A 19,251-nucleotide genomic window follows, 5' to 3' on the forward strand; every position below is an offset into this window, starting at 1 on the left:
TGCGTCGATGCAGGTGAGTGCTTCCCGTCTACAGTTGGCTCTGCGCCGCTGCTGGCCCAATCTGACGATGCCGGAGTCGACCGGCGATGCTGCGTTGCGTCTGGTGCTCGACAGCCGTCTGGTCGAACCGGGCGATGTCTTCGTGGCCGTGCCCGGTGTGAGCGGAGACGGCCGTAGGTATCTGGGCCAGGCGCTGCAGGCGGGCGCCGTGCAGGTGCTCTACCATCTCGAACCGGGCGAATCGCTCCCTGACTCGGCCGAAGGGCAGCCGGTGCTGGGACTGCCGTTTCTGCGCCAGCGCCTGGGCGAGCTGGGGCAGTGGCTGTACGAAGTGCCGGAGACGCTGGAGCTGATCGGTGTTACCGGGACCAATGGCAAGAGCTCCGTGACTCACTATCTGGCCGAACTGAGTGCGGCCCTTGGTCGGGCGGCCGGGCTCATCGGCACGTTGGGCGTCGGGCGTCCCGGGCAGCTCACGGATACCGGGCTGACGACGCCGGGGCCGCTGATGCTGCAGGCGGCTCTCGGTGAGATGGCCGCAGGCGGTATCGGGCGGGTGGCCATGGAGGTGTCTTCCCATGCGCTTGAGCAGGACCGCCTCGAGGGCTGTCGGGTCATGGCCGCGGTGTTCACCAATCTCACTCGTGATCACCTGGATTATCACGGCAGCATGGCCGCCTATGCGGCGGCCAAGGCACGCCTGTTTCGTCGCTCCGAGCTGGAGTTGGCGGTGGTCAATGCCGACGACTCCCTTTCCGGTCTGATGCTGGCGGGTCTCAAGGGCGGGGTGCGCGTGCTGGCCGTCGGCGACGATCCGGCGGCGACGCTGCGCGTCGTCGACTGGAAGCCAAGCACGTCCGGCCAGCTGGCGCTGGTAGCGACGCCGGAGGGGGAGCATAGCCTTGAGCTGCCGCTGATGGGGCGGTTCAATCTCGACAACGTGCTGCTTGCCATTGCCACGCTCTACGGTCTCGGGGAAAGCCTGGAAGCGCTGTTCGCCGCGGCATCCGGGCTGACGCCCGTACCCGGACGCATGCAGCGCTTTGGCAGCGATGGCATGCCGACCGTGATCGTCGACTACGCCCATACTCCCGGAGCGCTGGAGAATGCGCTGGGCGCGCTGCGCCAGCATCTGCCCGGCAACGGTAAGTTGTGGTGTCTGTTCGGCTGCGGCGGCGATCGCGACAGCGGCAAGCGCCCGCTGATGGGGGCGGCGGCGGAGCGTCATGCCGACCGGCTGGTGATCACCGACGACAACCCCCGCAGTGAAGACCCCGCCGAGATACGTCAGCAGATTTTTGCCGGCGTGTCGGCCGAGGCCAGCCAGCGTAGCGAGGTCGTGGCGGGGCGTAGCGAAGCCATTGCCCGCACCATCGCACAGGCCGACGCCAGCGATGTGGTACTGATCGCCGGCAAGGGCCACGAAACCTATCAGGAGATCGCCGGCGTGCGTCATCCCTTCAGCGATGTCGCCGAGACCGAGTCGGCATTGGCCAGGCGCGAGGCGGAACAATGAGCGGCTCAGGTCTGCACACGCTTGCCGAGGTGGCCGCCGCACTGGGCGTGAATGCGCCCCAAGGCGACGTTGCACTGGGCGATATCGTCAGCGATACGCGCAGCCTGTCGCCGGGTAGCCTGTTCGTGGCACTGCGCGGCGAGCGCTTCGATGCCCACGACTTCATTGCCCAGGCCCGCGAAGCCGGTGCCGCGGCAGCTCTGGTCGAGCGGCCCGTCGAGGACCCGCTGCCTCAACTGGTAGTGCCCGATACGCGCCTGGCGCTCGGTCTGCTCGGGCGTGCCCGGCGTCGGGCCTGGGGCGGCCCGCTGGTGGCGGTAACGGGAAACAGCGGCAAGACCAGCGTCAAGGAGCTGCTGGCCCAACTGCTTGGTCTGGGCGGCATGACCCTGGCCACACGAGGCAATCTCAACAACGATATCGGCGCACCATTGACTCTGCTGGGGTTGACCGACGCGCATCGTCTGGCGGTGGTAGAGCTGGGCGCCAACCACCTTGGCGAGATCGCCTGGACCACCAGTCTCGCCGAGCCACAGGTGGCCATCATCACCAACGTCACCGGAGCGCATGTCGGCGAGTTCGGCGGCATGGGCCAGATCGCCCAGGCCAAGGGCGAGATATTGGCCGGGCTCGGCGCCGATGGCGTGGCGGTGCTCAACCGCGACGATGTCTATTACCCTTTCTGGGCACAACTTGCCGCACCGCGTGAAGTGCTGGATTTCGGATTCGCCGAAGACAGCCGAGTGCGGGCCGACGAGCTGGCCTGCGACGCTCTGGGGCGCTATGCTTTCACGCTTGTCATGGACGGACGCAGGCTGGGCCGGGTGCAGCTTGCCCTGTTGGGACGGCACAGCGTCGCCAATGCGCTGGCGGCAGCGGCGGGTGCGCTGGCGCTGGGTGTCGACAGCGAGCAGGTGCTGGCAGGGCTAGCGGCTTGCATACCGATGCCGGGGCGCCTGAGCCCGCTGGGCGGTATACGGCAGAGCCATCTGTTGGACGACAGCTATAACGCCAACCCGGGAGCGGTCAAGGCGGCGCTGGCGCTGCTGACCGAGCTGCCCGGCCCCAGGTGGTGCCTGCTTGGCGCCATGGGAGAACTGGGGAGGGATTCGGACCGGCTGCATGCAGAGGTCGGCCACTACGCACGCAAACTGGGGATCGACGTGCTGATGACCTGCGGCGAGCCGGCACGGGCCGCGAGTCAGGCTTTCGGCGACGGCGGAATTCATTTCAACGACCACGAGGCGCTGACGCGTCATGTCCTGGACCATCTGCCCACCGGTGCCAGCGTTCTGATCAAGGGATCGCGCAGCGCTGGCATGGAACGGGTCGTGGCGGCGCTACGAGCTGACGCATCAAGGTGAACGCAACACATGCTGCTTTTTCTGGCTGATTTTCTGGCGCAGTACCAGAGCGCCTTCAATGTTTTCAATTATCTGACCCTGCGCATGATCCTGGGCACCATGACGGCTCTTCTGCTCTGCCTGTGGCTGGGGCCGTGGATGATTCGGCGATTGGTAGAGCGCCAGATCGGTCAGGCAGTGCGCGACGACGGCCCTCAGTCGCATCTGTCCAAGGCGGGCACGCCGACCATGGGCGGGGCCATGATCCTGATGGCGATCGCCGTCAGCACCCTGCTGTGGGCCGATCTCACCAACCGCTTCGTGTGGATCGTGCTGGTGGTGACGTTGGGCTTCGGTGCAATCGGCTGGGTCGACGACTATCGCAAGGTGGTGGAGAAGAACCCCCGCGGGCTGCCGGCGCGCTGGAAGTATTTCTGGCAGTCGGTGATCGGCCTGGCAACGGCACTGGTGCTCTATCTGACCGCCACCAGTGCGGTGGAAACCAGCCTCATCGTGCCGCTGTTCAAGGACATCGTCATCCCGCTGGGCGTTTTCTACATCGTGCTCACCTATCTGGTGATCGTGGGCAGCTCCAACGCCGTCAACCTCACCGACGGCCTGGATGGCCTGGCCATCATGCCCACTGTCATGGTGGCCATGGGCCTGGCGATCTTCGCCTACGCCAGCGGCAACGCGGTATTCGCCAACTATCTGCAGATCCCGAGCATTGCCGGTGCCGGCGAGCTGGCTGTCTTCTGCGCCACCATTGCCGGCGCCGGGCTGGGCTTTCTGTGGTTCAACACCTATCCGGCCCAGGTGTTCATGGGCGATGTCGGGGCGCTGGCACTGGGTGCGGCTCTCGGCGTGGTGGCGGTCATCGTGCGCCAGGAGATCGTGCTGTTCATCATGGGCGGCATCTTCGTGCTCGAGACCATCTCGGTGATCCTCCAGGTGGGCTCCTACAAGCTGACCGGGCGTCGCATCTTCCGCATGGCGCCGTTGCACCACCATTATGAGCTCAAGGGCTGGCCGGAGCCGCGGGTCATCGTGCGCTTCTGGATCATCACCGTGGTGCTGGTTCTGGTCGGTCTGGCGACGCTCAAGATTCGCTGATTCGAGTGCGCCCATCCTGTCGGGCGAGGAGAGTGGAATGCGCAAGGTGCCGAAGGGAGTGACGCTGGTGGTCGGGCTGGGTATCTCCGGCCGGGCCATCTGCCGGCACCTGGCCAGAGCGGGCGTGCCTTTCATGGTCGCCGATACCCGTGAAGTGCCGCCGGGGCTCGACGATTTTCGTCGCGCCCACCCCCAGGTGGAGCTTCACTGCGGAGTGCTCACGGCGCTCGACATGAGTGAAGCGGCGGAGATCGTGGTGAGCCCCGGCGTCGACCTGCGTACGCCGGGCCTGGCCGAGTGGGTGGGGCGTCGGCGCGATTCGGGAGAGCCGCTGGTGGTGGGCGAGATCGCCCTGTTCGTACGCGCCGCAAGTGCCCCCATCGCCGCCATTACCGGCTCCAACGCCAAGTCCACCGTGACCACGCTGCTGGGCGAGATGGCTCAGGCCGCCGGTCGGCGGGTGGCGGTAGGCGGCAACCTGGGCACGCCGGCGCTGGATCTGCTGGCCGAAGCCCCCGAGGCGGAGCTCTACGTGCTGGAACTGTCGAGCTTTCAGCTCGAGACGACCCCTCGGCTGGGCGCCGAGACGGCCGCTTTTCTCAATCTCTCCGAAGATCATCTGGATCGCCACGACGACATGGTGGGGTATCGCGCAGCCAAGCTGGGCATCTTCCGCGGCGCTCGTCATGCCGTGGTCAATGCCGAAGACCCGATGACCTGGCCCCTCGACCCGCTCCCCATGGAGCGCTTTACCACTCAGCCGCCGCAGGCGGACGAGTGGGGTATCGCCCAATTGGACGGTCGCGACTGGCTGATGCATGGTGGCACTGCGCTGATGGCGGCCGACGAGCTGGGAGTGGCGGGGCGTCACAACCAGGCCAATGCCCTGGCGGCGCTGGCCATGGGGTCGCATCTCGGCTTTTCGCTGGAGGCCATGAGTCGCGTGCTGCGCCAGTTCAAGGGCCTGCCTCATCGCAGCGAGCTGGTGGCCGAAGTGGACGGCGTGCGCTGGATCAACGACTCCAAGGGAACCAACGTCGGCGCCACCCTGGCGGCCATCGCCGGGCTGGGGCCCACCCTGCCCGGACGCCTCGTGCTGCTGGCCGGGGGGCAGGGCAAGGGGGCGGATTTTTCGCCGCTGGCCGAGCCGCTGGCCCGCTACGCACGTGAGGCGATTCTGTTTGGTGCCGATGCCGAGCGGATCGCTGCGGCGCTGCAGGGCCGCGTGACAGTGACCCGGGTCGACGATCTATCGGCGGCGATGGTCAGAGCGCGGGACATTGCCGCGCCGGGCGACTGCGTATTGCTCTCGCCAGCCTGTGCCAGCCTCGATCAGTTTTCCGGTTACCCGGCACGCGGAGAGGCGTTTCGCCGAGGCGTCGAGCGGTTCGTGAAGGAGGCGGGACATGTCGACTAAGACGAAGCAGGCGAGCAAGGTGCGGTTCGCGCGGCTGCGGCGCCTGCGCCAGCGGCTATCGACCCGCGATCAACCGTTCGACGGCTGGCTGCTGTTTGCCGCCCTGACCTTGATCCTGACCGGTTGGGTCATGGTCACCTCGGCGTCGACCGAAGTGGCGGCCAGCCTCACCGGAAACCCCTGGTACTTCAGCCAGCGCCATGCGCTGTTCGTGCTCATGGCGCTCGGGGTTGGCGTCGTGACGCTGCGCTCCCCGCTGGCCTGGTGGCGCGCCAACGGGCCACTGCTGTTGCTGATCAGCATTGCCTTGCTGTTCCTGGTGCTGCTGATCGGGCGTGAGGTCAACGGCAGCCGGCGCTGGCTGTCGATACCCCTGCTTCCTTTCAATTTGCAGGTGTCCGAGGTAGCCAAGCTGTGCCTGATCGTCTACCTGGCCGGTTACCTCGAGCGTTTCCTGCCGGAGGTCCGTCGTAGCTGGGGCGCCTTTCTGCGCCCGCTGCTGGTGATGGGGGTGATTGCCGTCCTGCTGATTCTCGAGCCCGATTACGGTGCGGTGGTGGTGATGACCGGCTGCGTGTTGGGCATGCTGCTGCTGGCCGGCGCGCCCTGGGGCCGCTTCGTTTTCATCCTGATCGGCGTCGGCGTGCTCGGTTTCTACGTGGCCATTGCGGAGCCATACCGCCTGGCGCGACTGACCAGTTTCTCCGACCCCTGGGCCGATCAGTTCGCCAGCGGTTATCAGCTCACCCAGGCGCTGATCGCCTTCGGTCGCGGCCACTGGCTGGGCATGGGCCTCGGCAACAGCGTGCAGAAGCTGTTCTACCTGCCCGAAGCCCACACCGACTTCGTCTTTGCCGTGATCGCCGAAGAGCTGGGGCTGTTCGGTGCCATTGCCGTGGTCGGGCTGTTCGCCTTGCTGATCTGGCGGGCGCTGGCGGTAGGGCGGCGTGCCGAGTTGGCCGGGATGGCCTTTGCCGCCTATGTCAGCTATGGCATCGCCCTGGTGATCGGCGCCCAGGCTTTCATCAACATCGCCGTGAGCACCGGCATGCTGCCGACCAAGGGCTTGACCCTGCCGCTGCTCAGTTACGGCGGCTCCAGCCTGCTGGTCAGCGCCGCCATGATGGCGCTGCTGCTGCGGGTCGACATCGATACTCGTCAGGCGTTGCGGCGGGCCAGCCCGACCGCACCACGGGAAGCCGTCGGGCGTCGTGAACCCAGGATCCATGGACAGGGAGTCATGAAGTGACGCAAGTCGGGCAGCGAAGGGTACTGATCATGGCGGGCGGCACCGGTGGCCATGTCATTCCGGCGCTATCGCTGGCTCGCGGGCTGCAGGCCCAGGGGCTGGAGGTGCACTGGCTGGGCAGCCCGCGAGGAATCGAGAACCGGCTGGTGCCGGCGGCCGAACTGCCGCTGCATCGCATTGCGGTGGCCGGCCTGCGCGGCAACGGCCTGGGCGGCTGGCTCAAGGCGCCTTTCAATCTGGTTCGCAGCGTATGGCAGGCGGTACGCATCATTCGCCGGCTCGAGCCGGCGCTGGTGGTGGGCCTTGGCGGTTTCGCCAGCGGGCCCGGTGGGCTGGCGGCCTGGCTGCTGCGCCGACCGCTGGTGATCCACGAACAGAACGCCGTGGCCGGGTTGACCAACCGCGCTCTGGCGCGGCTGGCCCGCCGCGTCTATGCCGCCTTTCCCCAGGCCTTCGGCTCGCGGGGAGAGGTGGTCGGCAATCCGGTACGCGAGGAGATTGCCGCTCTGGGCGAGTCGCCCCGCGAGGCGCAGACCATGCGCGGCCGGCGCCTGCGACTGTTGATCGTCGGCGGCTCGCTGGGGGCACTGCCCCTCAACCAACGCCTGCCCGAGGCGCTTGCCACACTGCCTGAAGCGAGCCGTCCCGAAGTACGGCACCAGGCCGGCCGCGACAAGGATACGGCGACCCGTGACGTCTATCTGGCGCAGGGCGTCGAGGCGGAGGTGAGCGCTTTCATCGACGACATGGCGGCGGCCTACGACTGGGCCGATCTGGTCGTCTGTCGGGCCGGGGCGCTGACCGTATCCGAAGTGGCTGCCGCGGCCAAGCCGGCCCTGTTCGTACCGCTGCCCCACGCGGTAGACGATCACCAGACGGCCAATGCCCGCGCCCTGGTGGCGGCGGGTGCGGCGCAGTTGATGCCGCAGCATGAGATGACGACGGCGGCGCTGGCCAAGAGCCTAACGACGCTGCTCGACCCCGACACTCTCGCCACCATGGCCCGGCAAGCGCGCCGCTGCGCGCACCTCGATGCCGTCGAGCGCCTGGTGGCCGGTTGCATGGAGACAGCGCTTGAGCGATAGCACTTTGAGGCCGGTTCCCGGTCAGGCAACGCTGCCCCGCCACGGGCGGGGCCTGGGCATGCGCCGTATTCGGCACATCCATTTCGTGGGAATCGGCGGCGCCGGCATGTGCGGCATCGCCGAAGTGCTCGCCAACCAGGGCTATCAGGTCAGCGGCAGCGACCTGAAGGCCTCGACGGTGGTGGCCCGGCTGCGTGAGCGCGGCATTCGCGTGGCCATCGGCCATGCCGAGGGCAACGTGGCGGGCGCCGACGTGGTCGTCGTCTCCACCGCCGTGGACGCATCGAATCCCGAGATTCGCTGGGCCCAGGAGCACCGCGTGCCGGTGGTGCGCCGGGCCGAGATGCTCGCCGAGCTGATGCGCTTCCGCCACGGTATCGCCGTGGCCGGTACCCACGGCAAGACCACGACCACCAGCCTGACCGCCACGCTGCTCGCCGAAGGCGGCCTCGATCCGACCTTCGTCATCGGTGGCAAGCTGACCAGCGCCGGTACCAACGCGCGCTTGGGCGAAGGCGATTACCTGGTGGCCGAGGCCGACGAATCCGATGCCTCGTTCCTGCACCTGCAGCCGATGGTCTCCATCGTCACCAATATCGACGCCGACCACATGAGCACCTACGGCGGCGACTTCGAGCGGCTCAAGGGCACCTTCATCGAGTTTCTGCACAACCTGCCGTTCTACGGGCTGGCCATCCTGTGCATCGACGACGAGCACGTGCGTAGCCTGCTCGACCGCGTTCATCGCCAGTTCGTCACCTATGGCTTCAGCGAGGACGCCGACTACCGTATTACCGATTTCGTGCAGCAGGGCGGCGAGATCCGCTTCACCGCGCTACGCCCCGATGGGCTGGCGCCCCTCGAGGTGCGCCTGGGCATGCCGGGGCGGCACAATGCATTGAACGCGCTGGCGGCTATCGCCGTGGCCACCGATGCCGGCGTCGACGATGCTGCCATCCTGCGCGGCCTGGCCGGTTTTGCCGGCGTGGGCAGGCGCTTCCAGGTGCACGGTCACTTTCCGCCCCCGTCCGGCACTGGCGAGGTCATGCTGGTGGACGACTACGGCCACCATCCCCGTGAAGTGGAGATGGTGATCAAGGCGGTGCGGGCCGGCTGGCCCCAGCGTCGGCTGGTGATGGTCTATCAGCCTCATCGTTACACCCGTACCCGCGACCTCTATGAGGATTTCGTCAGGGTGCTGGCGGGGGTCGACGTGCTGCTGCTGCTAGATGTCTACAGCGCCGGCGAGGCGCCCATTCCCGGCGCCGATGGCAAGACGCTGGCAGGCTCCATTCGCCAGCGCGGTCCGCTCGATCCGATCTTCGTGCAGCATAAGTCCGAGCTGCCGGACCTGCTGGCCAGGGTGCTGAGAGATGACGACATTCTGATCACTCAGGGAGCGGGTGACGTGGGCGGCATCGCCCTTGGGTTGGCCGAGAGCCGACTGAATCTCGACGAGGTGACGCTATGATGCAGACGCAAGGGCTCGGCCGGGTAGTAGTGCTGTTCGGCGGGAATTCCGCTGAACGCGAGGTATCGCTGAGGAGCGGAACGGCGGTGTTGGCGGCGCTCGAGCGCAGCGGTGTCGACGTCATCGGCTACGACCCCGCCGATGGCGGCCTGGTCGGCCTCGAAGCACTGGCCCCCGACCGCGTGTTCATCGCCCTGCATGGGCGTGGCGGCGAGGACGGAACGCTGCAGGGCGCGCTCGAGCTGCTGGGCATCCCTTACACCGGCAGCGGCGTGCTGGCTTCGGCGCTGGGCATGGACAAGCAGCGCACCAAGCTCGTGTGGCAGGCCCTGGGGCTGCCCACGCCGGAGTCGTTGATGTTGGCGGCCGACAGCAACTGGGACGAGATCGTCGCCACCCTGGGGCTGCCGCTGATCGTCAAGCCGGTGCACGAGGGTTCGACCCTCGGCATCACCATCGTCGACAGCCGGGAGACTCTCGAGGCGGCTTACCTTGAAGCGGCTCGCTACGACGCCCGGGTCATGGCCGAGCGCTTTATCAGCGGTGAAGAATATACGGTATCGCTCCTGGGCGACCGCGTGTTGCCGGCCATTCGCGTCGAGGTGCCGAGCGGCTTCTACGACTACGAAGCCAAGTACAACTCGAATGACACCCGCTACCACCTTCCCTGCGGTCTCGATGCCGAGCAGGAGGCGGTGCTGGGAGTGCTGTGCCGTCAGGCCTTCGAGGCGGTTGGCGGCGAGGGCTGGGGACGCGTCGACGTGATGCGCGACGCCCAAGGGCGATTCTGGCTCATCGAGGTCAACACCTCGCCGGGCATGACCGACCACAGTCTGGTGCCCCAGGCGGCCGCCCATGCCGGAATGGGCTTCGATGAACTGGTGCTGCGTATTCTGCGTACCACGCTGGAGCCGCGTCAGGCATGAGCAGTCGTGGCTCGACGCTGGGGGTATTGCTGCTGCTGATCCTGCTGGGAGCAGGCGGTCGCGCCCTGTGGACCTGGCTCGATCGCCCCATCGAGCGGGTGGCGATCCGCGGCGAATTGCAGCACGTCAGCGCCGATTATCTGCGCTCGCAGCTGGCGCCGCTGCTGCAGGGCCAGACCTGGCTCTCGGCCGACTTGCCGGCATTGCGCCGCGCGGCGCGCAATATTGATTGGCTGGCTGAAGTTCGGCTGTCGCGTGAGTGGCCTTATACGCTGGCGTTCGAGCTGGTCGAGCAGGTGCCGGTGGCGCGCTGGAACGATGATTATCTGCTCAATCCCGATGGCGAACCCTTCGCCTTCGAGCCGATAGAGCCGCCTGAAGGCTTGCCCGATCTTGCCGGTCCGGTGGGCAGCGGTGCCGAGGTGCTGGCCTATCACAATCGCTTGAGTTCGCGCTTTGACCGCATGGGAATCACCATCTCGCAACTGCGGCTGGAGCCGCGCGGCGCCTGGCGGCTGCAGCTCGACGACGGGGTCTGGGTCATGCTGGGACGTAGCGATCGAGACGCACGTCTGGCCAGGTTGGCTGCAGCATGGGAGCGGCAGTTGGGACCTCATGCAGCGCATATTCGTTATATCGATTTGCGTTATCCCAATGGAGTTGCCGTGGCCTGGCATGGCGAAACCGACCTGCAGGACGACGACGACGGGGCCGGCTGAGACCTTTATTCACCTTTCGGGCTCGTCTTGCAGCGTTGCGGTGTTTTCTTTGTCGTCAATAACCCGTATCGTGAAGCATGTTTTTTGCAATGGACTGGTGGTTTAACGCCAGTTGTTTCTATAATGGGCGCAATGACCATTTATCAGAATAATGGGATACCCAGCGAGTCAAGTTTCAGGAGACACTCCGGCACATGGCAGTCACTTCCAATTCATCCAACATGGTAGTCGGGCTGGATATCGGAACATCCAAGGTAGTGGCCATCGTCGGACAGCCTACCGATGACGGCGGCATCGAGATCGCTGGCATCGGGTCGCACCCTTCGCGCGGCATGAAAAAAGGTGTGGTGATCAACATCGAGTCGACGGTTCAGTCGATCCAGCGCGCCGTGGAAGAGGCCGAGTTGATGGCCGGGTGCGACATCCATTCGGTGTATGTGGGGGTGGCGGGCAGTCATATCAGCTCGATGAATTCCGATGGTGTGGTGGCGATTAAAGAGCGCGAAGTGATGCCCGCCGATATCGAGCGCGTCATCGATTCAGCGCGAGCACGGGCCATCTCCGAGGGACAGCGTGTGCTGCACGTGCTGCCGCAGGAGTTCTCCATCGACACCCAGGGTGGCATTCGTGAGCCGCTGGGCATGTCCGGTGTACGCCTCGAAGCGCGCGTTCATCTCGTCACGGCGGCGCTCAATGCGGTGCAGAACATCGATAAATGCGTGCGGCGCTGCGGCCTCGAAGTCGATGCCATCATCCTCGAGCAGCTTGCTTCGAGCATGGCGGTACTGACCGAGGACGAGCGTGAGCTCGGCGTTTGCATGGTCGATATCGGCGGTGGTACCACCGATATTGCCGTTTTCACCGAAGGCGCCATTCGCCACACGGCGGTGATCCCCATTGCCGGCGACCAGGTGACCAACGACATTGCCATGGCACTGCGTACGCCGACCCAATATGCCGAAGAGATCAAGGTCAAGTACGCCTGCGCACTCACCCAACTGGCTGCCAGCGACGAAATGATCAAGGTGCCGAGCGTGGGCGATCGTCCTTCCCGCGATCTGTCGCGCCAGGCCCTGGCCGAAGTCGTGGAGCCTCGCTACGAAGAGCTGTTCACGCTGATTCGCGATGAACTGCGGCGCAGCGGCTACGAAGACCTGGTGGCGGCTGGCGTGGTACTCACCGGTGGCACGTCGCGCATGGAGGGGGTCGTCGAGCTGGCCGAGGAGATATTCCACATGCCGGTTCGCATCGCCTGCCCGCACAATGTGCGCGGTCTCGCTGATGTCGTGCGCAATCCGATTTATTCCACCGGTGTTGGTTTGCTACATTACGCCCTTCAGGAGGCCAGGCACGGGCATGGCCGCGAGGGCAGGGTGGTGGCTGCGCCACCCAGGCGTGATGACGTCTCTCAGCGTGGAGGATGGGAAGGGATTCCGGCGCTGGCAAAACTCAAGGGCTGGTTGAAAGGAAATTTCTGACAGGGCCGCGGCGCGGTCCAGGAGACGGGGCTTATGTTCGAACTGGTAGATAGCGCACCCTCGAGCAGTGCGGTCATCAAGGTCGTGGGCGTTGGCGGTGGCGGCGGTAACGCCGTCAATCACATGGTCGAGAGCAACATCGAAGGCGTCGAGTTCATCTGCGCCAATACTGACGCTCAGGCGCTCAAGCGGGTGGCCGCCAAGACCGTGCTCCAGCTCGGCAACGAGATCACCAAGGGGCTGGGTGCCGGTGCCAATCCGGACGTCGGCCGTCAAGCAGCGATGGAGGATCGCGAGCGTATCGCCGAACTCATCAGCGGCGCCGATATGGTCTTCATCACCGCCGGCATGGGTGGTGGTACCGGTACTGGCGGCGCGCCTGTGGTGGCTCAGGTGGCCAAGGAACTGGGTATCCTCACCGTGGCCGTGGTCACCCGCCCGTTCCCCTTCGAGGGGCCGAAGCGCATGCGCGTGGCCGAAGAGGGCATGAAGGAGCTGTCGGAGCACGTCGACTCGCTGATCACCATTCCCAACGAGAAGCTGCTCTCCGTGCTGGGCAAGAACGCCAGCCTGCTGACCGCTTTCAGCGCTGCCAACGACGTGCTGCTGGGTGCCGTTCAGGGCATTGCCGAGCTGATCACCAGCCCCGGCATCATCAACGTCGACTTCGCAGACGTGCGTACCGTGATGTCGGAAATGGGCATGGCGATGATGGGTACCGGTGGCGCCACCGGCGAGAACCGTGCCCGTGAGGCGGCCGAGAAGGCCATCCGCAGCCCGCTTCTGGAGGACATCGATCTCCACGGTGCACGCGGTATCCTGGTCAACATCACCGCCGGCCCCGATCTGTCGATCGGTGAGTTCAACGATGTCGGTGCCACGGTGCAGGAGTTCGCTTCTCAGGACGCCACCATCGTCGTGGGCACTTCCATCGACATGGACATGACCGACGAGCTGCGGGTCACCGTGGTGGCTGCCGGGCTGGAAGGCCGTCAGGTCAAGGCGGCAGCGGCACAGGCTGCCAAGCGCAACGAAGGCAGCGAGTATCGTCAGCGTGCGCAGCCGGCCATGCGTCAGCAGAGCGCCGTGGCCAAGGCCGAGCCCCAGGAGGCCGCCAAGCCGCAGCCGGAGCGGAGGCGCTCCCCTCAGGAGCTGGACGATTACCTGGACATTCCGGCCTTCCTGCGTCGACAGGCCGATTGAGAAAAGCTATTGCAGGCTTAGGCAGGGCCAGGAGATGTTTTTTTGTTGAAACAATCGTTCGGTGTTATAGTGAACGGTGTTTGATAACCTAACAACGGCCTGGCTACTGCCCATGATCAGACAACGCACCCTGCAGAACACTATCCGCGCCACCGGCGTCGGCCTCCATTCAGGCAAGAAGGTCTACCTGACCTTGCGCCCTGCACCGGTAAACACGGGTATCGTGTTCGTGCGTACGGACCTGGATCCCGAAGTCCAGGTGCCGGCCAGCGCCACTCTGGTTACCGACACCACCCTGTGCACTGCGCTCTCGCGCGACGAGGTCAAGGTCGCTACCGTGGAGCATCTCATGTCGGCGCTTGCCGGCCTGGGCATCGACAACGCCTATGTCGATATCAGCGCTCCTGAAGTGCCGATCATGGACGGCAGTGCCGGTCCCTTCGTGTTCCTGATCCAGTCGGCCGGTATCGCCGAGCAGGAAGCGCCGAAGAAATTCATCCGCATCAAGCGGGAGGTGGTGGTCCAGGAGAACGGCAAGGAAGCGCGCTTCCTGCCGCACCAGGGCTTCAAGGTCTCCTTCGCCATCGAGTTCGATCACCCGGTCTTCGAGGACCAGAAGCAGACCGCGGTGGTGGACTTCTCCACGACCTCCTTCGTCAAGGAAGTCTCCCGGGCCAGGACCTTCGGCTTCATGCGCGATCTCGAATATCTGCGCTCGAACAATCTCGCCCTGGGCGGCAGCCTCGACAACGCCATCGTGGTCGACGACTACCGCATCGTGAACGAGGGTGGGCTGCGCTATGAGGACGAGTTCGTCAAGCACAAGGTGCTCGACGCCATCGGCGATCTCTACCTGCTGGGCTATAGCCTGATCGGCGAGTTCCGTGGCGTGAAGTCGGGCCACGCGCTGAACAACCAGCTGTGTCGCGCCCTGCTGGCCCAGCCCGATGCCTACGAGATCGTCACCTTCGAGAAGGAGCGCGAGCTGGCGCCCATCTCCTATGCGCAGCCGGCCATGGCCTGATTCTCAATCTGCCGCGACCGCTCATGGCAACGGCGCCGCCTTCGGGCGGCGCCGTCGTTTTCGGGGCAGCGTCTCTCAGCTCAGGAACGCCTTTCAGCCCGGAGACGCCGTCACTTCAGAAACCAGCCCTTCATCGTGCCCGTGATCTGACGCATGTCCACCTCGGGCGTGACATAGGCGGGCATGGTGTAGAGCCAGCGTCCGAACGGGCGCAGCCAGACCCCTTGGCGGCGGGCGAATGCCGCAACGCCCTGCAGTCGGCTGCCATCCTTCACCTCGATGACGGCGGTGGCGCCGAGCACGCGCACGTCGTCGACGTCGGGATGCCGGCGCAGTGCTTCATCCTCCAGCAGCTCCTCGCGAAGCACGCGATTGAGGCCGGCGATCTTGTCCAGGTAGCGCTCTTCCTCGAACACGGCGAGGCTCTCCAGGGCGACGCGGCAGGCCAGCGGGTTGCCCATGAAGGTGGGGCCGTGCATGAAGGCGTGCAGCGGCGACTCGCCGATGAAGGCGTCATGCACCCGGTCGGTGGCCAGGGTGGCCGCATGGCCCAGATAGCCGCCGGTCAGGCCCTTGGAGAGCACCATGATGTCCGGCGTCACCCCGGCATGGTCGGCGGCAAACAGCTTGCCGGTGCGGCCGAAGCCGGTGGCCACCTCGTCGAACACCAGCAGCACGTCGAACTCGTCGCACAGCTGCCGTGCGCCGGTCAGGTAGAGCGGCGAGGTCATGTTGAGGCCACCGGCGGCTTGCAGCAGCGGCTCCATCAGCAGCGCGGCGATCTCTCCGTGATGCCGCTCGAGTACGCTGCGCAGGGCGGCCAGGTCCCTCGCCACCTCGTCGGGTCCGGCGTCGTAAGGGGCTTGTGGCGCGGGTGCGAAGTGGTGGCGGGGCAGGTAGCCGGAAAACAGGCTGTGCATGCCCTCCTCGGGGTCACACACCGCCATGCAGCCGCTGGTATCGCCGTGGTAGGCCTGCATCAACGACAGCATGCGGTGCTTTTCGGGTTTGCCACGCAGGTGGTGATACTGCACGGCCATCTTCATCGCCACTTCCATGCCCACCGAGCCGCTGTCGGAGAAGAACACGTGCTCGAGTCCGGGCGGCGTGATCCTCACCAGCTCGCGGGCCAGCCTGTCGGCGGGTTCGTGGGTGAGCCCGCCCAGCATTACGTGGCACAAGATATCTGCCTGCTCCTTGATGGCGGCCACCAGGCGCGGATGCGAGTAGCCATGGATCATGCACCACCAGGAGCAGGTGGCGTCGAGCAGCGTCTCGCCGCCTTCGAGGAAGAAGCGCGGCCCCTCGCCGCCGACGACCTTGGGTGCGGTAGCCTGGGTGAGCAGATGGGCATAGGGATGCCAGACGGGGGAAGCCATCAGCGCCTCCGGGAAGGTTGGGCGGTAAGTTGAGCAATGAGCTGACGCCTGAGCATGGAGCGGGCGCAGCGAATCGGCAGCGTCATGCGCGCCGTAACGGCAGCCACGCAGGTTGCGGTGTACCTTGCAACGGCAAAAGCGGCAAGGACAAAAACGGCAAGGGTAAAAACGAGAAGTGTCACACGGCTTGAAGAGGGCGAGCCGAGATGGTGCGGATGGGGAGACTTGAACCCTCGTCTTTCCACACTATTTTGTTGTTCCCAAACAGTAACTTGCATTATGTATGGTTCCTGAAATGGCTGTATGGGGACCGGGGTGGGGACTGGCTACAGGTCGAGCAGCTTCTCGACGGCTTGGTGAATGTCCGGTCCGTCGGCGTGGATCCACTTGCCGTAGCGCTGCTGGATCATCTGGATGCTGCTGTGGCCCACGTGGTCTGCGATCCAGTGAATGGGGACCAGGCCGGTGGAGAGCATCTGGCTGATGAAGGTATGCCGGGCGTTGCCCGGGCCTCGGTACCGCACGCCGGCAAGCTTGAGGTGTGCGCGCCAGAACTTCTCCCTGACCGCCTGGTCCCCCGAGAAGGGGCGCCCCTGGTCATTGAGGAATACCGGCCGGACCTTGTGCTTCCGCTTGGTACGATTGTCGCGGTCGACGATCTCCACGCTGATCGGCGGCAGGTCACCAGTTAGCTTGTGCTGCTCGAGCAGCGCCTCGCGGGCTGGCTTCAGCAGGCGATGCCGGCGGCTCGATCGCTTGGTCTTGGTCACCTTCCAGCCACCTTCGACCAGGGCATGGCGGTACCGCACCATGCCGTTCTCCAGGTCCTCGACATCCTCCCAGCACAGCGCGATCGCTTCGCTCAGGCGGGGACCGTCCCAGATCGCGTAGCGCATCAGGTTCATCGGCTGCGGCCGGTGGGTTGGGGTAGAAGAAATCTTCTCGATCTCGGCCAGAGTGAACGGGTCGGGATCCTGGGCATCGGGCAGCTTGACGATGATGCCGGCAGCCGGGTTGTAGGTTGCCTTCACGCTGGCAACGTAGAGCTCGAACACCTGGGAGAAGATGGCCACCACTTCCTTGATGGTCTTGCTTGCCAGGTAGTTGAGCTCTTCGGCGATCCATTCGCGGATCTCGGTATGCTCGATGGTGTGGATCTGCCGGTGCGCCCACTTGGGCTTCAAGTGCTTATTGGACTTGTTCCGGTAGCTGCGGATCGACGAGGCGGCGACCTCCCGCTCCTTGCTCTTGAGCCAGGCCTCGAGGTAGTGGCCGAAGGTGTTGCGGGCCACGCGCCGGCTGCTGGGGAAGTGTCGGGCGTAGTCGAAGGTGCCCGAGGTCAGCTCGTAGTCGAGCACCTGGGCGAAGCCCTTGGCCCGCTCGCGGTTCTCGGGCGTGTCAGGTCCGAACGGTTCCCGGCACTTCTCACCCTGGTACTGGAAATAGACGCGGAGCTTGCCGCGGTGAACCTCGAAGCCTGCCATATCGCCCTCGCAGCGTTAGAGGCCACAGTGTAAGGAAAAACACGAGTCAACACGATAGCACCTGAAAAGTTGACTGATTTATACCGTTATCGCCCTTTTTGAGCGAGCCGCCCGCAGTGGGCGGCAATAAAATCAGTAACTTGGAAGGGTAGGTTGAGTGCGGTACCGCCAATTGATATAGCGCTGGCGAATGCCCTCGAAAGTCTCGGCGGCCTGGGGATTGTGGTCCAGCTCGGCGCGGCTCTCGATGCAGCAGGCCTGGCAGAGCCAGTCCCGGGCGTCGTCCTGGTTGTGGGTGCCGTCGGGCAGCTGACTTTCGCTCAAGCCGTGCTTGTGCCGCCGGCGGCGATCCAGGTAGAGCCGGAACGCGGGGTCCTGGCAGAGCATCGCCGCCTGGCGGGCGAGGCGCCCGCCTTTCGGCTGTTCTGTCATGCAGCACCCCCTTCCTTGCTTGAGATGCGGCCGGCAGTGAAGGCATCGACTGCGGGACACTCGGGGGCATGGAACTGGCCCGGCGTTGAATTGCAGGCCTGGCAACCTTGCGCTTCCTTCTGATCGCACTGCTCACTCGCGAGGGTAGCCAGGGCATCATGCGCATCTTTCAGGTGCTGGCCAGTCAGCACGAAGCGTTCGTCGCCCGGCCCAGTTGACCAAAACCCCTCGAGAGCGCGCTCAAGGCGGCGCTCGTTGGCTATTCGGCTGCCGTCCAGCCTGGGTTGTCTGAGCAGCCAGGCCTGGGCGAAAGGGCGTAGGGCGCCCTTCATTGCTTCGTTATCTATTTCGAGCTCCAGAACTCGCCCCTCCAACTCGTTGACCTCGCCCTGAAGCTGGGCCTCGAGGTTGCGCAGTCGGCGCGCTCGCTCATCAGCACTTGCCAACCGCGCCTCGAGGTAATCGACGCGGGCCGCGAGAGTGGTCTCCTGGGTGGCTTGCAGCTGCTCTCGCAGCTGCAGGACCTCGTCGCATAGCTCCTGGTAGGTCTTATTCATTGGTCTGGCTCCTCTCCGAACTCCTCCAGGTGCACGCGCCTGAAGTAGGCGGTACGCCGGCACTTGCCGCATTCGATGTCTTCCGAGCTGTCGCCGAGCAGAAACTCGTCGATCTCTCGGCCGCAAGCGCTCACGCCTTGCTGGCCTTCGGCTCGCAGGTGAGAAACTGGCTCTCTCATGACTGCGGCCCTCGTTCCAGTTGCTTGAGTGCGGCACGAGCAGTGGTAGCCAGGGCCTTCCGGTGGCTGATCTTCTCGTAGCCGCAGGCCTCAATGCGGTCGAGCGCGGCGACGCAGACCTCGAGCGTTTCGATCGGGCCTTGCCGCTGCAGCATGAGCTTGAGGTCGACGCCGGCGTCGGTCGCGCTGGTGTTCAGCAGAGCACTGATGCGGTTCACGGTGGTTGGATGCATGGCAGTTCTCCTTGTGCCTCAGCGCCGCTGGGCGGCGCGCTGCTCGCGGATGCCCTGGCATTCGATGCAGGTAGTTGCCCAGGGCGCGGCTTGTCGGCGGGCGGCGGGGATTTCATATCCGCAGTCCTCACACTCGGGGTCGAGGATGACGATCCTCGAGGGCCGCTGGCGGCTGGCCAGGGCGCCGGCAAGCCGGCGTTCCATCAGTTCGGTGGCGATATCTGCGTTGTCAGCCATGACGGGCCTCCTGGATGGCTTGGCTGTCCTGGTACCGGCACTGGTGGGCTTCGATGGCCTGGCGCAGCTCGTCCTCGGTGTTGAACGAGACCACCATGGCGTAGCGGTGGCGGGTATTGCCGGTGCGATCGCTGGCGACGGCGAGCTCGCCGGCGTCCTGCAGGATGCCGCGGGGCGGCCTGGTGTTCGTCTGTGTGGTGGCCATG

General features: G+C 65.4%; 20 protein-coding genes. 12 read left to right on the plus strand and 8 right to left on the minus strand.

Annotation, left to right across the window (positions count from 1 at the left end):
• Positions 1 to 7: 7 nt before the first annotated feature.
• The 12 genes from HOP59_RS05765 to lpxC all read left to right on the plus strand — a co-directional run bounded on the left by HOP59_RS05765 (position 8) and on the right by lpxC (position 14,544).
• On the plus strand, positions 8 to 1,516 hold the full coding sequence (locus HOP59_RS05765) for a UDP-N-acetylmuramoyl-L-alanyl-D-glutamate--2,6-diaminopimelate ligase (protein ID WP_234253133.1): 1,509 nt from the start codon (positions 8 to 10) through the stop codon (positions 1,514 to 1,516).
• Entirely contained in the window at positions 1,513 to 2,880 is a 1,368-nt protein-coding gene (locus HOP59_RS05770) for a UDP-N-acetylmuramoyl-tripeptide--D-alanyl-D-alanine ligase (protein ID WP_234253134.1), read from the plus strand. The genes HOP59_RS05765 and HOP59_RS05770 overlap by 4 nt, the downstream gene beginning before the upstream one ends.
• Before the next feature lie 9 nt (positions 2,881 to 2,889).
• Entirely contained in the window at positions 2,890 to 3,972 is a 1,083-nt protein-coding gene (gene mraY / locus HOP59_RS05775) for a phospho-N-acetylmuramoyl-pentapeptide-transferase (RefSeq protein WP_010629145.1), read from the plus strand.
• A 37-nt stretch (positions 3,973 to 4,009) separates the two neighbouring features.
• Positions 4,010 to 5,389 (plus strand): UDP-N-acetylmuramoyl-L-alanine--D-glutamate ligase, encoded by a 1,380-nt coding sequence (gene murD / locus HOP59_RS05780; protein WP_234253135.1) that lies wholly within the window; start codon positions 4,010 to 4,012, stop codon positions 5,387 to 5,389.
• Entirely contained in the window at positions 5,379 to 6,638 is a 1,260-nt protein-coding gene (gene ftsW, locus HOP59_RS05785; RefSeq protein WP_234253136.1) for a putative lipid II flippase FtsW, read from the plus strand. The genes murD and ftsW overlap by 11 nt, the downstream gene beginning before the upstream one ends.
• Positions 6,639 to 6,667: 29 nt before the next feature.
• Positions 6,668 to 7,723 (plus strand): undecaprenyldiphospho-muramoylpentapeptide beta-N-acetylglucosaminyltransferase, encoded by a 1,056-nt coding sequence (gene murG / locus HOP59_RS05790; protein WP_035591510.1) that lies wholly within the window; start codon positions 6,668 to 6,670, stop codon positions 7,721 to 7,723.
• Between the two features lie 58 nt (positions 7,724 to 7,781).
• Positions 7,782 to 9,194 (plus strand): UDP-N-acetylmuramate--L-alanine ligase, encoded by a 1,413-nt coding sequence (gene murC / locus HOP59_RS05795; RefSeq protein ID WP_051004664.1) that lies wholly within the window; start codon positions 7,782 to 7,784, stop codon positions 9,192 to 9,194.
• Positions 9,191 to 10,120 (plus strand): D-alanine--D-alanine ligase, encoded by a 930-nt coding sequence (locus HOP59_RS05800; protein ID WP_010629140.1) that lies wholly within the window; start codon positions 9,191 to 9,193, stop codon positions 10,118 to 10,120. The genes murC and HOP59_RS05800 overlap by 4 nt, the downstream gene beginning before the upstream one ends.
• Entirely contained in the window at positions 10,117 to 10,839 is a 723-nt protein-coding gene (locus HOP59_RS05805; protein WP_010629139.1) for a cell division protein FtsQ/DivIB, read from the plus strand. Before HOP59_RS05800 ends, HOP59_RS05805 begins: the two co-directional genes overlap by 4 nt.
• Before the next feature lie 194 nt (positions 10,840 to 11,033).
• On the plus strand, positions 11,034 to 12,317 hold the full coding sequence (gene ftsA / locus HOP59_RS05810) for a cell division protein FtsA (RefSeq protein WP_010629138.1): 1,284 nt from the start codon (positions 11,034 to 11,036) through the stop codon (positions 12,315 to 12,317).
• 33 nt (positions 12,318 to 12,350) lie between these two features.
• Positions 12,351 to 13,520 carry a cell division protein FtsZ gene (gene ftsZ / locus HOP59_RS05815; protein ID WP_010629137.1) on the plus strand — a complete coding sequence of 390 codons (1,170 nt, stop codon included), beginning with the start codon at positions 12,351 to 12,353 and terminating at the stop codon, positions 13,518 to 13,520.
• 112 nt (positions 13,521 to 13,632) lie between these two features.
• Entirely contained in the window at positions 13,633 to 14,544 is a 912-nt protein-coding gene (gene lpxC, locus HOP59_RS05820) for a UDP-3-O-acyl-N-acetylglucosamine deacetylase (protein WP_010629136.1), read from the plus strand.
• A gap of 110 nt (positions 14,545 to 14,654) precedes the next feature.
• Here lpxC and bioA read toward each other — a convergent pair whose 3' ends face one another.
• The 8 genes from bioA to HOP59_RS05860 form a co-directional block, all read right to left on the minus strand.
• A complete protein-coding gene (bioA, locus tag HOP59_RS05825) occupies positions 14,655 to 15,923 on the minus strand; it encodes an adenosylmethionine--8-amino-7-oxononanoate transaminase (protein ID WP_010629135.1) in 1,269 nt (422 codons plus the stop codon).
• Positions 15,924 to 16,249: 326 nt separating this feature from the next.
• Positions 16,250 to 17,407 (minus strand): Arm DNA-binding domain-containing protein, encoded by a 1,158-nt coding sequence (locus HOP59_RS05830; protein WP_234253137.1) that lies wholly within the window; start codon positions 17,405 to 17,407, stop codon positions 16,250 to 16,252.
• A gap of 132 nt (positions 17,408 to 17,539) precedes the next feature.
• A complete protein-coding gene (locus HOP59_RS05835; RefSeq protein ID WP_234253138.1) occupies positions 17,540 to 17,839 on the minus strand; it encodes a hypothetical protein in 300 nt (99 codons plus the stop codon).
• Complete coding sequence (locus tag HOP59_RS05840; protein WP_234253139.1) at positions 17,836 to 18,396, minus strand: hypothetical protein; 561 nt, start codon at positions 18,394 to 18,396, stop codon at positions 17,836 to 17,838. Before HOP59_RS05840 ends, HOP59_RS05835 begins: the two co-directional genes overlap by 4 nt.
• The gene (locus HOP59_RS05845) at positions 18,393 to 18,575 is read right to left on the minus strand and encodes a hypothetical protein (RefSeq protein WP_234253140.1); all 183 of its coding nucleotides are present in this window, start codon (positions 18,573 to 18,575) and stop codon (positions 18,393 to 18,395) included. Before HOP59_RS05845 ends, HOP59_RS05840 begins: the two co-directional genes overlap by 4 nt.
• Entirely contained in the window at positions 18,572 to 18,808 is a 237-nt protein-coding gene (locus tag HOP59_RS05850; RefSeq protein WP_234253141.1) for a hypothetical protein, read from the minus strand. The genes HOP59_RS05845 and HOP59_RS05850 overlap by 4 nt, the downstream gene beginning before the upstream one ends.
• Before the next feature lie 18 nt (positions 18,809 to 18,826).
• On the minus strand, positions 18,827 to 19,045 hold the full coding sequence (locus HOP59_RS05855) for a TraR/DksA C4-type zinc finger protein (protein ID WP_234253142.1): 219 nt from the start codon (positions 19,043 to 19,045) through the stop codon (positions 18,827 to 18,829).
• Positions 19,038 to 19,250, minus strand: coding sequence for a hypothetical protein (locus HOP59_RS05860; protein ID WP_234253143.1), 213 nt, complete (start codon positions 19,248 to 19,250; stop codon positions 19,038 to 19,040). Before HOP59_RS05860 ends, HOP59_RS05855 begins: the two co-directional genes overlap by 8 nt.
• Between the last annotated feature and the right edge of the window lies 1 nt (position 19,251).

The organism is Billgrantia aerodenitrificans, from assembly GCF_021404405.1.
GTDB lineage: Bacteria > Pseudomonadota > Gammaproteobacteria > Pseudomonadales > Halomonadaceae > Halomonas > Halomonas aerodenitrificans.